We start from the raw sequence: 16,239 nt of genomic DNA, 5'->3' as shown, positions 1-16,239 counted from the left end.
GCGCAAGCATAGGCGCCAGGCGTGAAGCCGCGATGCCGGGCGGGTCAGAACGTCGGCGTCGTGTCTTCGATCACTTTCATGGCCTCGGCCTGCCTGCGGCGAAGTGCATGCAGGTCCGGCTCCGCACTGGCGTTGTTGCGCTTGTGCAGCGCCCGCAACTCCGGCGCGATGACGTCTACCTGGCGGTTGCGCTGGAACATCGCGCGCTCCCCCGGCTCGAGCTGGCAGTTCCGGCTCAGGATCTCCAGTGCGTCGCCGGTGGTGGCCGCGCCACTCTGGAGATTGACCACCACGCCCAGGGTGTCTCCCAACGGATCGAGCGCTACGCAGATCGCATCGATGGTGTCGTGACTGCGCGCGGCATCATGGGACACGATCGCGAGAATGTTTTCGCGATCGATCCATGCCACCGAACGCACACCCGGCACCTCGCGGGCGGCCGCGCGCGCGGCTTCGCGATCCACGGGCCTGGACACATCGGCGAGCCGGATGGACCGTCGGAAGTCGTCGTTGAGCGCCTCCATACCCGCCTGCACACCGTCGCGATCACCGAGCAGGGCCGAGCTGCGGATGCTGGCCACCTGTGCGGCCGTTCGCAGCGGATTCAGTGGTTCGCCGGCACGTGGCGGACGCTCCCCGGTGGTCTCGGCGTCGCGCGGTGCGCACGCCGCAATCATCAGCGAGAGGCCGATCGCCAGCATCCGCCCGGCCAACACGCCCGACGCCGTAATCGCCGCTGCGTACCGGTATCCATCCAGTCCCATCGTCCCTGCCCCTTCCTTCTGTTCGTCCATGTCGGTGTGCGAACGCCAGTTCTCTATCGGCCCGGCCCCCCGATGCTTTACGCCTCCCCCCTCCGCGCGATCCACGCATGGATCAGACCGCCCTGGAAGCGACCACGCGCCCGGCAATGGCGCCAGTCGCAGATGCGGGCAGCACCGGCAGCGCTCAGAACACCGACAAGCCCGTCATCCGCGTGAAACGGTGCAACGCATAGCGGCCGAGCAGCGAGTTGCCCTTGTCGTCCAGCGCCGGCGACCACACGCACAGGCCCATCACGTGCGGCACCACCGCGACGATGCCGCCGCCGACCCCGCTCTTGGCCGGCAGCCCCACGTAGTAGGCGAAATCCCCGGCTGCATCGTAGGTGCCCGCCGTCATCATCACCGAGTTGATGCGGGTGGCCCCTTCGCTGGTGGTCACCTGCGCACCCGACGGTCCGCAACGGCCACCATCGGCCAGGTACTGCACGCTGCGCGCAAGGTCCACGCAGTCCATCCGCAGCGAGCACTGCAGGTAATAGAAATCCAGCACGTCCTGCACGTCGTTGTGCAGGTTGTCGTAGCTGCGGATGAAGTTGGCGAGCGCCACGTTGCGGTAGCCGCTCTCGCGCTCGGACTTCGCCACCACCTCGTCGGTGCCCACGTCGGGGTTGCCCGAGCGTGCACGCATGAAGTCCAGCAGCGTGGCTTCGGCGTCGTCGTAGCTCGACAGCACCACGTCGGCGGTCACCAGGGCGCCGGCATTCATGAAGGGATTCCGGGGGATGCCCTTCTCGTGCTCGAGCTGGATCAGCGAATTGAACGGGTCGCCGGAAGGCTCGCGGTCCACGCGCTCCCACAGCCGGCCGCCGATGGCCTCCAGTGCAAGCGTCAGCGTGTAGACCTTCGACACGCTCTGGATCGAGAACCGCTCGCGCGCGTGCCCCACCTCATGCACCGTGCCGTCCAGCAGCGCCAGCGCCATGCCGAAGCGGTCCTTGGGCACGTCGGCAAGCGAGGGAATGTAATCGGCCACCCTGCCTTCGCCGAAGCGCTTGCGGACCTCGTCATTGATGGTGCCGAGGATATCGTCGAGGTCCACGCGGCTGAGGTCGTAGGGATTGTGCGGTGGTCTGCGCATGCGGCGTCCGAGGCGTACAGGGACGAGCAGCCTACCCGGTGCACCCGCGGAGATTCCAGAACGTTTTTGGCCGGCTCCTTCATGACGCCAGCATAGGCCGCCCAGGGCGTAGAGCTCAGCGGCCGTCCTGCCCCGCGGCATCATCGCGGTCAGATGTCGTCCGTACGGTCCGGACGCAGACGCTGGCGCAGGCCAAGTTGCGCCGCGATGGGCAGGGCGAGGCCGATCGAGAACAGCACCGCGCCCCAGAAGGCGTGGACATCCAGCTTTCCAGACTGGGACGCACCCGACCAGATCAACCCCGCGCCGATAATCACCAGCACCAGCGCGATGCCCTGCTCCCACACCGGGTCCTTCCACCACGCCATGTCAGCCTCCCACCGGATGGAGCATCGTGCCCGCCAGCGCGACCAGGGCCAGCAGCGCCAGGGTCACCGCCACGAACGGAAACATGCGCTTGAGCGCATCGGCCACCTGCCCGTGCGCACCCACCACGCCGAGCCCCATCAGCACCGCCGGCAGCGCCAGCGACGAGCCGATCGCCGCGCCGGCGGTCTGCGCTGCCAGCACGAACGCGGGCTCGACGCCCAGTGCCTGCGCGGCCTGTTCCTGCAAAGGCCCGAACAGGATATTGGCCGACAGGTTGCTGCCCATCAGGAAGCCGCCCAGTGCACCCACCAGCGGTGACAGCAGCACGTACACCGGCGGCGTCGCCACCTCGCCCAAGCCGGCGGCCAGTTGCAGGGTCATGCCCGCGCCTTCCATCACCAGTGCCAGCGGCACGAACGCCGCCAGCGCCATCACCGTGGGGATCGAGGTGCGCAGCGCGTCCACGGTGATGTCGTCGATGCGCCGGCCCGGGATATAGCCGCGGATACGGAAATACGCAAAGGCCAGCACGCTGGTGAGCAGCAGCACCGTGCCCGGATGCACCAGCGGCGAGAACGCCCGGTAGGCCGGGGTGGGCGCCGTTTCGACGTCGTAGCCGGTGGCATAGCCGGGAAACGGCAGCCCGAAACGCAGCGACGCCAGCGGGTCACGGATCGCCGGAACCAGTTCCACCACCATCATCAGCACGGTGAGCAGCAGGTACGGGCCGAATGCCAGCCAGAGCGGCATCGGCGGGTGTCGCGATGGCGTGGGGTGCGCCGTCGCCTCGTGCCGCGCCTGCCCGCCGTCTTCGGCCAGCAGGCCGGAATCGATCCTGGTGGGGCTACGGTAGCGCAGCCGTGCGAACACCAGGATCGCCAGCAGCGCCGCGGCACTCGGTACCAGCGCCGACAGGTTGGGGGCCACGTAGGCGATCGCCAGCTGCCCGCCCGCCATCAGCAGCCCGCACACCACCAGCACCGGCCAGCTTTCGGCAATCGCCCGCCAGCGCCCGAACAGCCACGCGATGGCCACGCCGCCAAGCACCGCGGCCAGCCCCAGCATGATGCCGGTCACCAGCACCAGCAGCGCCGGATCGGCGGTGTCGGCCACCCGCACCAGCGCCTCCCAGGCGATGCCCAGGGTGCCGAAGGTCTTGCCCCAGGCATGGCCGATGATCGGCAGCACCACCGCCCAGACCGGCCGCACGCCGATGGCGAGCAGCAACGGCGCCGCCACCGCGATCGGCGCACTGAAGCCGGTGATGCCCTGCAGGAACGAGGGAAATACCCACGCGAACGCCAGCACGTGCAGCAGGCGGTTCGGCGTGATCACCTCGATCCCGCTGCGGATCGCGCGGAAGGCGCCGGCCTCGTCGCAGATCTCGTAGAGCAGCAGCGCCGGCAGGATCACGTAGGCGATGAACAACGCGTCCCAGACGCCCTTGACCGACTGCAACGCAATGATCGCCGGCGCCGCCTCGAATACCCAAAGCGCCAGCGCCGCTGCGAGAAACCAGCCCACCGCGGCCGCACTGGGCGCCTTCCACCGACGCCAGATCAACAGCACCAGCACCAGGCCCAGCGGGGCGATCGCCGCCAGCCACAGCGGCAGGGTCAGTGGCAGCCCGGACGGGCTCACCATCCCAGAGCCGCGCCGTCTCCACGGGGGTCGGCGCCGCCTTCGAGGAACCCGGTGTCGCGATGGATGCGGATCGCCTGCGCATGCCCCATGGTGCCGCTCCAGCCGGCGACCACCTGCACCGGCTGCCCGCGCAGGGTGAGTTCGCGGATCGCCTGCTCGGGAATGCGCGCCTCCAGCGACAGCGCACTGGTCGCGGTGCCCCAGGTGCGGCCCATCAGCCAGCGTGGCGCCTCGATGGCCTGCTGCACGTCATAACCGAAATCGATCATCCGGGTCAGCATGGCGGCCTGGGTCTGCGGCTGGCCTTCGCCGCCCATGGTGCCGAAGGCAAGCACCGGCGCACCGTCGTCGAGCAGCATCGCCGGCACCAGGGTGTGGAAGGTCTGCTTGCCCGGTGCAAGGCAGTTGGGATGCGCGGCATCGAGCGAGAAGAACGAGCCGCGGTTCTGCAGGATCACGCCGGTATCGCCGCCGGTCACGCATGAGCCGAAGTCGTGGTAGATCGACTGGATCAGCGAAACCACCAGCCCGTCGTCGTCCACGGCGCAGAAATAGCAGGTGTCGCCACCGGGCGCCTCGCGTTGCGCATGGCCGCCGAAGCGGACGCCGGGCTCGACCTTGCCCAGCGCGCGCCGGGGGTCGATCAGCCGGCGGCGCTCGTCGGCGTATTCCTTCGACAGCAGGCGTTCGAGCGGGATGTCCACGTGCGCGGGGTCGGTCAGCCATTCGTCGCGGTCGGCGAAGGCCACCTTCACCACTTCCGCCATGTGGTGGTAATAGTCCGCGGTGCCCTCGCCCCATGCGGCCACGTCGAAGCCTTCCAGCAGGTTGAGGATCTGCAGCGCGGCGAAGCCCTGGGTATTGGGCGGCATCTGCACCACGTCGTAGCCGCGGTAGCTGGAGCGGATCGGGTCCACCCAGCGCGCGTGGTACGCGGCGAAGTCGCCGGCCTCCAGCGGCGAACCCGCCTCGCGCAGGCCGGCGCAGATCCGCGCGGGCAGCTCGCCCTCGTAAAGCGCGCGTGCGCCGCCCTGCGCGATGGTCTCGAGCGTGCGCGCCAACGCCTGCTGCACCAGCCTGGCGCCCTCGCGCTGGGGATCGCCCTCGGGCAGGAAGATGCTGGCGGTCCGCGGGTAGTCGCGCAGCAGCGCCGCATCGGTCACCAGCCAGTCCGCCAGCGAGCGGCTGACCGGCATGCCCTCGCGCGCGTAGTGGATCGCCGCAGTGAACAGGTCCGCCCATGGCAGCCGGCCATGGCGCTCATGTGCCAGCCGCCAGCCGTCGACCGCGCCGGGCACGGTCAGCGCGGCCATCGCGCCGCGCATCGGGATCGCGTCGGTGCAGCCACGCTCGCGGTAGAACTCCGGTGTCGCCGCGCGCGCGGCCGGGCCGCTGGCATGCAGCGCCGCGACGCCGTCGCTTCCGCCACCGCCGATCAGCCAGAAGCCGTCGCCGCCGAGCCCGGCCATGTGCGGATACACCACGCACAGCACCGCATTGGCGGCGATCGCCGCGTCCACCGCGCTGCCGCCGCGTTGCAGCGCCTCCAGCCCGGCCGAGCTGGCCAGCACATGCGGCGTACTCACCATGCCGCGCGAAGCGTAGGTAGGGGGGCGGCCTGTCCGGGGCCCGTCGGGATGGCTCATCGTGATCCTCCTATTTGCAGGAACGCGTTTTCAGGAAACGCGCTCGTCCTCGCACAGGCCCACCGCGGTCGGGGGGTCGGCGCGCAGGCGACCAATGAAGCGCCGCAGCGGCGGCAGCAGGCCCCCGGCGGCAAGCGCCAGCAGGCCCGCCCACCACAGCGCGGGGTTGTCGTTCCAGGTGCCAAGGCTGATCAGCGGAAACGCCACCAGCAGCAGCACCAGCGAAAGCGTCAGCGCGGCGAGATTGCTCATGACTGCCCCCCCATGGCCAGGCCGCCGGTCGCCAGCACCAGCAGTACGGTTGCCGCGCCGGTGACCAGCAGCGCGACGATCGTCCACGGAATCACCTTGCGCAGGATCTCGCCTTCCCTGCCGGCGATGCCCGCGGTACTGGCACCCAGCACCACGTTGGCCGGTGCGATCGCGTTGCCGATCGAACCACCCGCACTCTGCGCGGCGATGATGGCCGCCTCCGGCAGGCCCTTCAGGCGTGCGACCGTGTGCTGCAGGTCGGAGAACAGGACGTTCGACGAGGTGCTGCTCGACGTCATGAACGCGCCCAGTGCGCCGATGCTGGCCGACAGCGCGGCGAACACGTACGCCGGGGCCACTTCGGCGATGCCGAGCGCCAGCATCTCGTTCTGTCCGGAGTGGTCCATCAGCCGCGCCATTACCAGGAACGCGATCACCGGTACCGACGCCGGCACCGCGTCCTTGAAGGTGGCCCTGAGCACCGTTGGTCCTTCGCCCGAAGCCCACGTGCGGTAATAGCCGCGGGCGGAGAACACCAGCCAGGTCACGATCGAGGTCAGCAGCAGGAAGGTGCCCGGATGGGTCAGCGGCGCGAATGGCGAGTACGGCTCGACCGCTGCGTTGTCGATGCCGAAGCCGGTGGTGACCGCCGGGAACGGCATGCCGATGGTGAAGGCTCCCAGTGCGTCCTTCAGCGGGTCGATGGCCAGCGTACCCACCGCCACCGCACTGAGCACGATGTAGGGCACGAACGACATCGCCAGGCCCATCGGCGCTTCGCGCGCGATGTCCTCCTTCTGGCTGTCGTCGCGCATCGCCGGGCGTTCGGTGATGCCTTCGGCCGGCTCGGCATAGCGCTTCCAGCGCGACAGTGGATACAGCGCCAGCACCGACGCGGCCGCCGCGAGGAAGGTACACAGCACCGGATCCCACAGGGCGAACAACGCCTGCCCGCCGCCCTGGATGGCCGCGATCACCAGCACCAGCGGCCAGCCATGGCGCAGCGCCTGCCAGCGCCCGTACATCCACACCACCATGAAGCCGCCGAGCACGCACGGGATGATCAGCAGCAGGCCGGACTGGAACGCCGTGGCCACCGGATCGGCGAGATCCACCACCTGCAGGGTCGCGAACCAGCTCACGCCGAGCGTGCCGAAAAACTTGGCCCAAAGGTGTCCGATCAGCGGGATCACCACGGCATACACCGGCCTCACGCCGAACGCGACCAGCAGCGGCGCCACCACCGCGATCGGCGTGCCGAAGCCCGCGATGCCCTGCAGGAAGGAGGAGAACACCCAGCCGAGCGCCACCACCAGGAACAACTCGTTGCGGCTGAAGCGGGTGATGCCCTGGCGCAGGGCCTCGTAACCACCGGCCTGGTCGGTCACCCGGTACAGCAGCAGCGCCGGCCACACCACGTAGAGGATGAACACCGCGTCCCACACGCCCTTGGCGCCGGCGACGGCAACGGTTTCCCAGGGCGTGGCGAATGCGAACAATGCCACCGCCGCAGCGACGAACATTCCCATCGGCCCGGCCTGCGGCGCGGTCCAGCGCAGCTGCACCATGAGCACCAGCAGCACCACGATCGGCAGCAAAGCCAGAAGCCAGCGGAACAGGTCGACGGTCAGTCCAGAGCCTTCCATTGCACCTTCCAGTAGAAGTGGCGGCCGTTGCAGGCCAGGTCGGCGACGCAGTCTGGACCGACGCGCGGGAGGGGACGTCAAATCCGGACGCCGCTGCCGTGGCGACACGCCACCTGGCGGGGCCGTTCCCGCGCATGCATCACGGACGGCTGCCGTCAGTCGCCCTCGCCCAACCAGCGCTCCGCCTCTTCCCCGTACACCTCGTAGCCCGGCGCCAGGTGCGGCAGCAGCAGGCGCACCCATGCGCGGCTGGCCATGCGCGTCTCGCGCGGGCAGCTGGCGGCACGTGCCGCGGTGAGGTCGCCGGCGTCCACCATGCCGGCGAACTCGTCCGGGTCGGTGCCGTAGATCAGGCACTGCAGGTTGAAGTAGCGCTGCTCGCCCAGCGCATGCTCGGCGGCGTAGGCGAACAGGTTGTAGGCACCGGTGCTGCGCGACAGCAGCCAGTTGGCCGCCATCTGCAGGTTGGCGATCACCTGCGCCGGGGTTTCATCCAGGCCCGCGAACCGCAGCATCAGGATCGCCGCCAGCTGGTCCACCGCATCCTCCTGGCGCCCGGTAACCGGGAGGTCCAGCAGGTGCACCAGTGCGTGCCCGGTCTCGTGCAGCACGATGAAACGCACGTTGGCCAGCACATAGCGCTGCGGATAACCGGCATCCAGCCCGAGGTCGTGCTGCTGCTCCTGGCCACGCTCGTACAGGGTGCGCAGGGTCTCGTAACACAGCACCACCTCGGCCTCGGCCGGGAGGTAGAACGCGCCGAATTCGCCGCACTCGGCGGTGACGTAGCGCAGCCGCTGCGGCAGCGCGAACATGCCGTCGATCGCCTGCAGTTCGGGCAGGCGACGCCACATGTCGGCATCGCGCACGCGCTCGTGGATCTGCTGCAGCGCAGGGCTGCGCGGTGGCATGTACGCGTACTCGAATGCCGGCGCCGCGGGTGCGCCCTGCCCTGCGACGGGCTGGCGTGCGCGCACCACCGTGCGCGGCATGGGGTGGAGCATGCGCTGGTGCACGGTACCGCGCGGCGACATCCCGGCCCCCGGGCCGGACACACCGGCGCAACCGGCTGCGATCGCGGCCACTGCCAGCATCAGCATCAGCGCACGGGCTCTCGATGACATCGGGTTTCGCCGTATCACGCGCGACCCGCGGTCGCCTGGAGCGCACATGGTCGCGGCAGCCGCCGGATGCGACAAGGGCCGCGCCTGTTTTTCACGTTGCGATGCGGGCGCGGCGGCCAGAATGGGCTGCCCTACCGACAGTCCGGGAGGACGACAATGCACAGGCATCGTTACAGAAAGCTCGACGAACAGACGCTGGTGATCACCGGCGCCACCTCGGGCATCGGCCTCGCCACCGCGCGACGCGCAATGAAATCCGGGGCCCGCCTCGTGCTGGCTGCCCGCAACGAGGAGATGCTGCGACAGGTCTGCGACGAAGCGACGGCATGCGGCACCAGGGCCGTCAGTGTCGTGGCCGACGTCGGCGAGGAAGCCGATGTCGAGCGGATCGTCGACACCGCGGTACGCGAGTTCGGCGGCTTCGATACCTGGATCAACAACGCCGGCGTGGTGGTGTTCTCGGAACTCAAGGATCTTCCCACCGAGGATCACCAGCGCCTGTTCCAGACCAATTACTGGGGCGTGGTGTACGGCTCGCATGCGGCCGTGCGCCATTTCCGCCAACGCCCGGATGGCGGCACGCTCATCAACGTGGCATCGATCAATGCGGAGATGCCGGTGCCGATCCTGGGCGCCTATTCGGCGAGCAAGGCCGCCGTCAAGGCGTTCTCCGACGTGCTGCGGATGGAACTCGCCAACGAGGGCGCGCCGGTACGGCTCACGGTGATCAAACCGTCCGGCATCGCCACGCCCATCTCCGAGCACGGCCGTACCCATATGGGCGAACGCGGCAAGGTCATGCCTCCGCTCTACGACCCGGAACTGGTGGCGGCGACCATCCTCAGCGCCGCGCAGCGCTACGTGCGCGCCGTGACCATCGGCGAAACCGGCAAGGCATCCACCCTGGCCTGGAATACGGTGCCGTCGATCATGAGCCGCGTGGTCGGTTGGGCGCTCCCCAAGGCACAGTCCACCGGCAAGCCCCCCATGCCCACCGACAACCTGCATTCGGCCGGCGAGGATGGCCGGGTCTATCTCGACGATGACCACAAGGGCATCCGCACCAGCCTCACCACCAGGGCACGGCTCTACCCGGGCGTCACGCTCGGCCTCGGGATCGCGGCCGCCGCCGGCGTGCTGGCCCTGGCGCGGGCGAAACGCTGATCACCGCAGGGCGATCCGGAGGGAGCCGCGTGGTGTCGACTTTCGGCCCGCCGACCCAGCCATATCGTCTGCGCCTGGCCGCCCGGTGGATCATCGATACAGCGCGTCGTAGCCTGCGCGATCCACCTGGCTCAGGCCGAGGCGGTCGAACTGTTCCCACATGCCGTGCCAGCGCGCAGCATCGCGCTGCACCGGCGCAACCAGGCGCGGGCAGGTGTCGGCGATGATCGCGTCCATCAACGCCGTGGCTTGGGTGCCGCTGTAGCGGTACCAGATCGCTGCGGCCTGCGCCGGATCGTCGCGGCACAGCTGCGCGCCCTGGCCGATCAGCCGGGTCACCGTGGCCACCACGTCGCCGTGCTCGGCGAGGAAGCGTTCGGACGTGAACAGCTCCAGCGCCGAGAAGTTGGGCATGCCGACGTCGTGGGTGGCGATGAAGTGCGCGTCCATCCCCGCCAGCCGCGCTTCCACGCCCTCGAAGTTGGCAAAGCACAGCCACGCGCCGTCGTAACCGGCACGCAGGTTGTCGAGATGGGCGAAGCCCGCCTCTTCGATGTGCACCTGGTCTGCATCGAACGCGACGCCCTGGCGCTGGCACCAGCGCGACAGGATCTCCACCGCGATCGCATCGGTCACCCCGCCGGCCACCGGTGATGCCAGCCGCACCGTGCCGCCTTCGAGCAGCCGCTGGCCGGCAGAACGCTGCAGCAGGATGCCGCCGTCGGTCTCGAAGAAGCAGCCCAGCGCCTTCAGCCCCGGGCGATGCGCATCGATCATGTGCAGCGGCTCGTTGCAGGCAAACGCGATATCGCCGCTTACCGTCGCCGCCAGCCCGTCGTAGTGATCGTCGGGCACCAGCAGTTCGAGCTCCAGCCCGGCATCGCGATACCAGCCGAGATCGATGCCGGCAATCATCGGCAGGTGATCGGGATTGAGGAACCACTCGAGCGACAACTGCAGCTTCATCGACACCACTCGCTGGAAAGGCGCCACAGGGTAATCGACCGCCTGCGGATCGGGGCCATCCGGCGCCATCACGGAGCAGGCACGTCCAGCACCTGTCGCACCCGGATCACCCTCGATCCCGTCCTGCTAGCGCGCCAGCAACCGCCGGGTCCAGTCCAGCAGCACCAGCGGCAGGCGTTCCGGGGTCGACAGCAGCGCGTAATGCCCGGGGCCGAACACCTTGGGCAGGTAACCGGGCGCCTGCAGGTCGACGGTGAGGCAGAACGGAAAGATGCCCTGCAGGCGCGCTTCGGTCACCGACTGGCGCATGTCCTCGACGCCGAACAGGCCGTCGTAGCGGTCGGCGTCGTTGGGCTTGCCGTCGGACAGCATCAGCAGCAGGCGGTGTTCGGCGGGCTGGCGCATCAGCAGCGCGGTGGCATGGCGGATCGCGGCGCCGGCGCGGGTGTAGTTCTCGGGCTCCAGGCCGGCGATGCGCAGGGCGATGTCCTGTCCGTAGACCTCGTCGAAGTCTTTCAGCATGCGCATGGTCACGCCGTGCGGGCCTTCGCCGGAGAAGGCCATCACCGAGAACGGCTCGCCCAGGCCCTGCAGCGCCATGCACACCAGCAGCAGGGCCTCGCGTTCGACGTCGATCACGCGACGGCCGTGGCCGATGAAGCCGTCGGTGGAACCACTGGCATCGACCAGCAGGGTCACCGCGATGCTGCGCCGCCCGGGCCTGCGCGTCTCGTACAGCCCCTCGCGCAGGAAGCCGCCGGCAAGCATGTCGGCGCGCCCCTCCACGCAGGCATCGATGTCGATGTCCTCGCCGTCGCTCTGCCGACGCAGGCGTACGCGCTCGGGGCGCAGCGCCTCGAACTGCCGGCGGATGCCATCGAGATGCGAGCGATGGCGCGCCAGCGTGGCGTCGATCCACGCTTGCCTGCCGTGCAGCGGCGGCAGCATTCGCACGGTGGTGCCATGTTCGATGTATGACGCGTCGGCGTGGTCCCACTCGGGGTAACGGAAGCGGGTTTCGCCCTCGCCCTGCGGGTCGAACTCGAGCTGCGCGCGGCTGGCAGGGGGGTCATCGGACAGCAGCACCTCGCGCGGCGGGTCCGGCGCCGCCACCATCCGCGTGGATGCAAGTTCCGACAGCATGTCGCCGTACTCGTCGGCGCTGGTCTCGTCGTCGCGGTCCACCGGGCGCTGCAGGCCGAAGGGGTCCTCGGCAACTTCGTGCGGGGCGTCCTGCTGGATCATCCACACGCCGGGCTCGCCGGGCCTGTCCTCGTCCTCGTTCGCGTCGCGCTCGTCGGGCCGGCGCTCCATGCGGGCGCTGCGCACCTTGCCTTCGTTGTCATCGGCGGTGGTTGCAGCCGTGCCGTCCACGAGCCGCGCGGTGCCGCCGCCTGCACGCAGTTCGCCTGTCCACCAGTCGCGATACAGCGGCATCGGGCCGAGCCGGCGCACATCGTCGGCATCGATCGCCCACTCCGCCAGCAGCTGCCTTGCACGTGCGAGCGAATCGCCAACGCTGCCGGCATCCACCCCGGCACCGGATCCGATGTCGTGCTCCAGGATCCCGCGCACCAGCCGTTCCAGTGGCTGGCGAGCCGGCGCAAAGGCATCCAGCGGCGGCCGTGCAGCCAGCGCCAGCGCCCGCAACCGGCGCAGGTCCGGCACCAGCCCGGGGAATCCATGCGCGATTTCCAGTTCCGCGGCCCGTGCCTCCAGCACCAGTGCCGTATCGCGCAACAGCGTGTCGGCCTCGCCGAGCAGCCCCTGCGCGGTACCGCGCATCGCCCGGCGCGCCTGCTGCAACGCCATGGCGCGGTAGAGCGCCGAGGCTTCCGCCGTGTCGCAGGTGCCCAGATGCGCCGGCAGCCACAGGGTGTCACCGCTGGTCGCGGGCACCGCCTGGCGGTGTCGCGGATAGGCGCGCGGATGGAACACCCGGTGCAGCAGGGTCGGCCGCGCCGGCGGCAGCGCCGAACGCATGGGCAGGCTGATGCCGCAGGCAGCGGAGATCAGCAGGTCGAGACGGCGCGCCAGCGAGGCGAGCGCGACCGGTGCATCGGGCTCGGTTGCGTAGTGGCGTCGCCAGGTATCACGGATGAAAACGGTCGCGTGCCGCGCGGCATCGACGACCAGGTCTTCGGCTTCGGCCACCCCGGCATCCGCCTATGGAAACATCGCGTCGACGAGTTCGCGCATCGCACCGAGCAGGGTCGGATCGTCGCTCAGCGGCGCGATCACCGCGGCGTTGCAGGCATCACGCACGCCGATGCCGCTGGCCACCAGCCGTCCCGCGGCAATCAGCAGTCGCGTGCTCGGCACTTCCGCCAGCCCGCGGTCGCGCAGCGAGCGCAGCCGCCCCGCCAGTTCCACCAGTGCAACCGCCGTGCCCCGTTCCACCCCGCTTTCGCGCGCGACGATCGCGGCTTCGGCCGCCGGCTCGGGAAAGCCCAGCTCGATGGCGACGAAGCGCTGGCGCGTGCTCGGCTTCAGGTCCTTGAGCATGCGCTGGTAGCCGGGGTTGTACGAGATCACCAGCTGGAAGCCCGGCGCGGCCTCCAGCGTCTCGCCGGTGCGGTCGATCGGCAGGATGCGGCGGTAGTCGGTGAGCGGGTGCAGCACCACGATGGTGTCCTGGCGCGCCTCCACCACCTCGTCGAGATAGCAGATCGCGCCTTCGCGCACGGCCCGGGTGAGCGGGCCGTCCTGCCACACGGTGTCGTCATGACGGATCAGGAAGCGGCCGATGAGGTCGCTGGCGGTCAGGTCGTCATGGCAGGACACGGTGATCAGCGGCCGACCCAGCCGCCAGGCCATGTGTTCGACGAAGCGTGTCTTGCCGCAGCCGGTCGGCCCCTTGAGCATCACCGCCAGCCCGCCGGCATGGCACTGCTCGACGATCCCCACCTCGTTGCCGGTGGGCAGGTAGTAAGGCCCGGCGTCCGCCGGGCCCGTGCGTGCATCCACCGGTCAGCGCCCCGCCTGTGCGCGCAGGTCCGCCTCGACCGCATCGTCGGCGAGCACCGCGTCGTCGGTCACCACGAACTGCGGCCGGTAGCGGAAGAAGTCGTAGATGAACATCGCCACGCCGGTGGCGAACACCGTGGCGGTGAGGATCAGCATCAGGAAGTGCACCTGGATCTTGAGCTGCGCATCCAGGTAGCCCATGCCCATGATGCGCTCCAGGTACACCTGGGCGATGCCGGCAGTACCGAACGACAGGGTCATGCCGAACATACCCGACACCTGCAGCCAGAACGCCCAGTAGCCCAGCGGCGAATAGCGGTTCTGCGGGCGGTTGGTCAGCCCCGGCAGCGCGTAGGTGATCATCGCCATGATGATCATCGCGTAGGCCCCGTAGAACGCCGAGTGCGCATGCATCGCGGTGATCAGGGTGCCGTGGGTCCACTTGTTGACGCTCGGCCAGGTATGGGCCAGGCCCAGCAGGCCGGCGCCGAACAGCGCGAAGATCGCGCTGCCGATGGTCCAGTGCAGCGCCAGCGTATTGGGATGCCTGACGCCGCCGCGGCGCATCGCGGCATAGGCGTAGATCGCCATCGCGGCGAGCGCCAGCGGTTCGAGAGCGCTGAAGAAACCGCCGATCGGCAGCCAGTACTGCGGCACGCCCACCCAGTAGTAGTGGTGCGCGGTGCCGAGGATGCCGGCGAAGAACACCAGGCCGACGATCACGTACAGCCACTTCTCCATCACCTCGCGGTCCACGCCCGACAGGCGGATCAGCAGGTAGGCGAGGAAGCCGGCCATGATCATCATCCACACGCCTTCCACCCACAGGTGGATCGTCCACCAGCGGTAGAAGATCGAGACGGTGTAGTTCTCGTAGTGCAGCAGCGCCGGGATGTAGAGCACCGCCGACAGCGCCAGGCCCAGCAGCAGCACGCCCTCGGTCGTGGTGAGCCGGCCTGATTTCCTGATGGTCATGCCGATGTTGTAGAGGAAGATCAGCATGCAGATCACGATGACGATCTTGTGCGGCAGCGGCTGCTCCAGCAGCTTGTTGCCGGTGCCGTAGCGGAACAGGTAGCCGATCACCGCGGTCACGCCCATCAGCGTCCACAGGATCAGCTGGACGTAGGCGAGTTTCGTGCTGTGCAGCTCGGTGCGCGATTCCTCCGGCACCAGCCAGTAGGTCGCGCCCATGAAGCCGGTCAGCACCCACACGATCAGCAGGTTGGTGTGGATGGTCTTGGTGACGTCGAACGGCAGGATGTAGAGCAGCGGATCCGGCCCGAGGTACTTGGTGGCCGACAGCAGCCCGAACACGATCTGCAGCCCGAACAGCACCATGGCCACCGCGAAATACCACCAGGCCACCGATTGCGACTTGTAACGCATGGAATTCTCCCCGTGCGGCGCAGCGCGCCGTCGTGTTCCTTACTTGAGCGTTCCGAGGAAGGCCACGAGCTGGTCGATCTGCTCGTCGGTCAGGCTTTCCGTATAGGTGGTGGGCATGAACGACACGCCCTCGGCCGAGAACATCGGCCCCGGCACCAGGTGCGCGCTGGGTGCCACGATCGATTCGCGGATGTAGCCCTCCACGTCGGTGGCCGAACCGGTGTACTCCGGCGAGGCCAGCGTGAGTGCCGCGCGTTCCGCCATGCCCGCCATCGACGGGCCGGCCAGGGTCACGCCGGGCTGCAGCGAGTGGCAGGCGGTGCATACCGGCTGGACCGTGCGGAACAGGTGCTCGCCGAGTGCACGCGGGTCGTTGCCCGCGGCTACCGGTCGCACGTCCTGCGAGGTGGCTGCACCCTGTCCGGCGCCCTGCGCGGCCACGTTCATGGTGCCGCCGGCCACCAGGATCGGCCGCGGCGGCCAGCCCTGGTTGTCGACCTTGGATACCCAGTCGAGGAACTTGATGAGGTTGGCGATCTCCTCCTCGCTCAGGTTCTGCGTCGGCATCAGGCGCCGATGGCGCTGCTCGTCGTAGAACTGCGAGGGGTCGCGCATATAGGCCGTCAGATAGGCCTCGCCGCGGTGCTGCGCGATCTTGGTCAGGTCTGGCGCGTAATAGGCGCCTTCGCCGAACAGCGTGTGGCAGTTGATGCAGTTGTACTTGTGCCAGACATCCTTGCCGTGGGTGATCTCGGGCGTGATGTCGGCGGCGTTGGTCAGCTCGTCGAACCGCGTGTGGCTGTGCAGCGTGAGGCCGATGAACGCCAGCGCAGCAATGCCGGTGGCGACGATGGCGAAGATGCGCGATTGCCGTTTGTTCATGGGATGGGTCCTCAGACAGCGATCGCGGGCCAGTAGGAAACCGCCGTGTAACCGGCGTAGATCACCGCCACCGCCATCAGCAGCAACACCACGATCCCGAGCCAGCGCACGGGTGAAATCAGCTTGCTCGCCTGCATTCGACTGCTCCCCGGATGGGTCGAGAGGATTCGCGAGTGGCCGACTCTGACATTCAGCGGGCTTTCATGCAACGCCGGATGTCTTTTTCCTCGGCCGGGACCAGACTTTTCCGGCCGTCTTCACCCGATGCTATCGGCCGCTCGCCATCAT

Annotated in this window: 15 protein-coding genes; 1 reads left to right on the top strand and 14 read right to left on the bottom strand. The window is 68.9% G+C overall.

Annotated features, from left to right (window positions below; all coding sequences use genetic code 11):
- Positions 1 to 44: 44 nt before the first annotated feature.
- The 8 genes from LDO11_RS02110 to LDO11_RS02075 all read right to left on the bottom strand — a co-directional run bounded on the left by LDO11_RS02110 (position 45) and on the right by LDO11_RS02075 (position 8,583).
- A complete protein-coding gene (locus LDO11_RS02110) occupies positions 45 to 794 on the bottom strand; it encodes a hypothetical protein (protein ID WP_232140132.1) in 750 nt (249 codons plus the stop codon).
- 154 nt (positions 795 to 948) lie between these two features.
- Positions 949 to 1,902, bottom strand: coding sequence for a glutaminase (locus LDO11_RS02105; protein ID WP_232140130.1), 954 nt, complete (start codon positions 1,900 to 1,902; stop codon positions 949 to 951).
- A gap of 149 nt (positions 1,903 to 2,051) precedes the next feature.
- Positions 2,052 to 2,270 (bottom strand): hypothetical protein, encoded by a 219-nt coding sequence (locus LDO11_RS02100; protein ID WP_129135695.1) that lies wholly within the window; start codon positions 2,268 to 2,270, stop codon positions 2,052 to 2,054.
- A 1-nt stretch (position 2,271) separates the two neighbouring features.
- Complete coding sequence (locus LDO11_RS02095; protein WP_232140128.1) at positions 2,272 to 3,912, bottom strand: L-lactate permease; 1,641 nt, start codon at positions 3,910 to 3,912, stop codon at positions 2,272 to 2,274.
- Complete coding sequence (gene ggt, locus LDO11_RS02090; protein ID WP_232140126.1) at positions 3,909 to 5,561, bottom strand: gamma-glutamyltransferase; 1,653 nt, start codon at positions 5,559 to 5,561, stop codon at positions 3,909 to 3,911. The genes LDO11_RS02095 and ggt overlap by 4 nt, the downstream gene beginning before the upstream one ends.
- A 30-nt stretch (positions 5,562 to 5,591) precedes the next feature.
- Complete coding sequence (locus LDO11_RS02085; protein ID WP_129135692.1) at positions 5,592 to 5,813, bottom strand: hypothetical protein; 222 nt, start codon at positions 5,811 to 5,813, stop codon at positions 5,592 to 5,594.
- A complete protein-coding gene (locus LDO11_RS02080; protein ID WP_129135691.1) occupies positions 5,810 to 7,459 on the bottom strand; it encodes an L-lactate permease in 1,650 nt (549 codons plus the stop codon). The genes LDO11_RS02085 and LDO11_RS02080 overlap by 4 nt, the downstream gene beginning before the upstream one ends.
- A 155-nt stretch (positions 7,460 to 7,614) precedes the next feature.
- On the bottom strand, positions 7,615 to 8,583 hold the full coding sequence (locus LDO11_RS02075; protein WP_232140124.1) for a DUF4344 domain-containing metallopeptidase: 969 nt from the start codon (positions 8,581 to 8,583) through the stop codon (positions 7,615 to 7,617).
- A gap of 156 nt (positions 8,584 to 8,739) precedes the next feature.
- On the opposite strand from LDO11_RS02075, the gene LDO11_RS02070 reads away from it, so the two are divergent.
- Positions 8,740 to 9,747: an SDR family oxidoreductase gene (locus LDO11_RS02070; RefSeq protein WP_232140122.1), complete on the top strand. Its 1,008-nt coding sequence runs from the start codon at positions 8,740 to 8,742 to the stop codon at positions 9,745 to 9,747.
- Positions 9,748 to 9,837: 90 nt separating this feature from the next.
- Here the strand turns inward: LDO11_RS02070 and LDO11_RS02065 are convergent, their stop codons facing one another.
- From LDO11_RS02065 to LDO11_RS15660, 6 genes are all read right to left on the bottom strand, one after another.
- The gene (locus tag LDO11_RS02065) at positions 9,838 to 10,713 is read right to left on the bottom strand and encodes an ABC transporter substrate-binding protein (protein ID WP_232140120.1); all 876 of its coding nucleotides are present in this window, start codon (positions 10,711 to 10,713) and stop codon (positions 9,838 to 9,840) included.
- A gap of 126 nt (positions 10,714 to 10,839) precedes the next feature.
- Positions 10,840 to 12,867, bottom strand: coding sequence for a nitric oxide reductase activation protein NorD (locus LDO11_RS02060; protein WP_232140118.1), 2,028 nt, complete (start codon positions 12,865 to 12,867; stop codon positions 10,840 to 10,842).
- Positions 12,868 to 12,879: 12 nt separating this feature from the next.
- Entirely contained in the window at positions 12,880 to 13,680 is an 801-nt protein-coding gene (locus tag LDO11_RS02055; RefSeq protein ID WP_129135687.1) for a CbbQ/NirQ/NorQ/GpvN family protein, read from the bottom strand.
- A 3-nt stretch (positions 13,681 to 13,683) separates the two neighbouring features.
- Complete coding sequence (locus LDO11_RS02050; protein WP_232140116.1) at positions 13,684 to 15,069, bottom strand: cbb3-type cytochrome c oxidase subunit I; 1,386 nt, start codon at positions 15,067 to 15,069, stop codon at positions 13,684 to 13,686.
- Between the two features lie 39 nt (positions 15,070 to 15,108).
- Positions 15,109 to 15,951 (bottom strand): c-type cytochrome, encoded by an 843-nt coding sequence (locus LDO11_RS02045; protein WP_232140114.1) that lies wholly within the window; start codon positions 15,949 to 15,951, stop codon positions 15,109 to 15,111.
- A gap of 11 nt (positions 15,952 to 15,962) precedes the next feature.
- Entirely contained in the window at positions 15,963 to 16,088 is a 126-nt protein-coding gene (locus LDO11_RS15660) for a hypothetical protein (RefSeq protein WP_255683143.1), read from the bottom strand.
- Positions 16,089 to 16,239: the final 151 nt, after the last annotated feature.

Origin of the sequence: Alterluteimonas muca (genome assembly GCF_021191595.1) — a bacterium.
GTDB lineage: Bacteria > Pseudomonadota > Gammaproteobacteria > Xanthomonadales > Xanthomonadaceae > Luteimonas > Luteimonas muca.
This window is presented reverse-complemented; position numbering and strand designations above follow the sequence as displayed.

What these genes read in the sequence shown, in the direction of transcription:
- LDO11_RS02070 (WP_232140122.1), top strand. Translation starts at nt 8,740, where the DNA reads ATGCACAGGCATCGTTACAGAAAGCTCGACGAACAGACGCTGGTGATC.
- LDO11_RS02110 (WP_232140132.1), bottom strand. Translation starts at nt 794, where the DNA reads ATGGACGAACAGAAGGAAGGGGCAGGGACGATGGGACTGGATGGATAC.
- LDO11_RS02075 (WP_232140124.1), bottom strand. Translation starts at nt 8,583, where the DNA reads ATGTCATCGAGAGCCCGTGCGCTGATGCTGATGCTGGCAGTGGCCGCG.
- LDO11_RS15660 (WP_255683143.1), bottom strand. Translation starts at nt 16,088, where the DNA reads ATGCAGGCGAGCAAGCTGATTTCACCCGTGCGCTGGCTCGGGATCGTG.
- LDO11_RS02045 (WP_232140114.1), bottom strand. Translation starts at nt 15,951, where the DNA reads ATGAACAAACGGCAATCGCGCATCTTCGCCATCGTCGCCACCGGCATT.
- LDO11_RS02085 (WP_129135692.1), bottom strand. Translation starts at nt 5,813, where the DNA reads ATGAGCAATCTCGCCGCGCTGACGCTTTCGCTGGTGCTGCTGCTGGTG.
- LDO11_RS02080 (WP_129135691.1), bottom strand. Translation starts at nt 7,459, where the DNA reads ATGGAAGGCTCTGGACTGACCGTCGACCTGTTCCGCTGGCTTCTGGCT.
- LDO11_RS02065 (WP_232140120.1), bottom strand. Translation starts at nt 10,713, where the DNA reads ATGAAGCTGCAGTTGTCGCTCGAGTGGTTCCTCAATCCCGATCACCTG.
- ggt (WP_232140126.1), bottom strand. Translation starts at nt 5,561, where the DNA reads ATGAGCCATCCCGACGGGCCCCGGACAGGCCGCCCCCCTACCTACGCT.
- LDO11_RS02100 (WP_129135695.1), bottom strand. Translation starts at nt 2,270, where the DNA reads ATGGCGTGGTGGAAGGACCCGGTGTGGGAGCAGGGCATCGCGCTGGTG.
- LDO11_RS02105 (WP_232140130.1), bottom strand. Translation starts at nt 1,902, where the DNA reads ATGCGCAGACCACCGCACAATCCCTACGACCTCAGCCGCGTGGACCTC.
- LDO11_RS02050 (WP_232140116.1), bottom strand. Translation starts at nt 15,069, where the DNA reads ATGCGTTACAAGTCGCAATCGGTGGCCTGGTGGTATTTCGCGGTGGCC.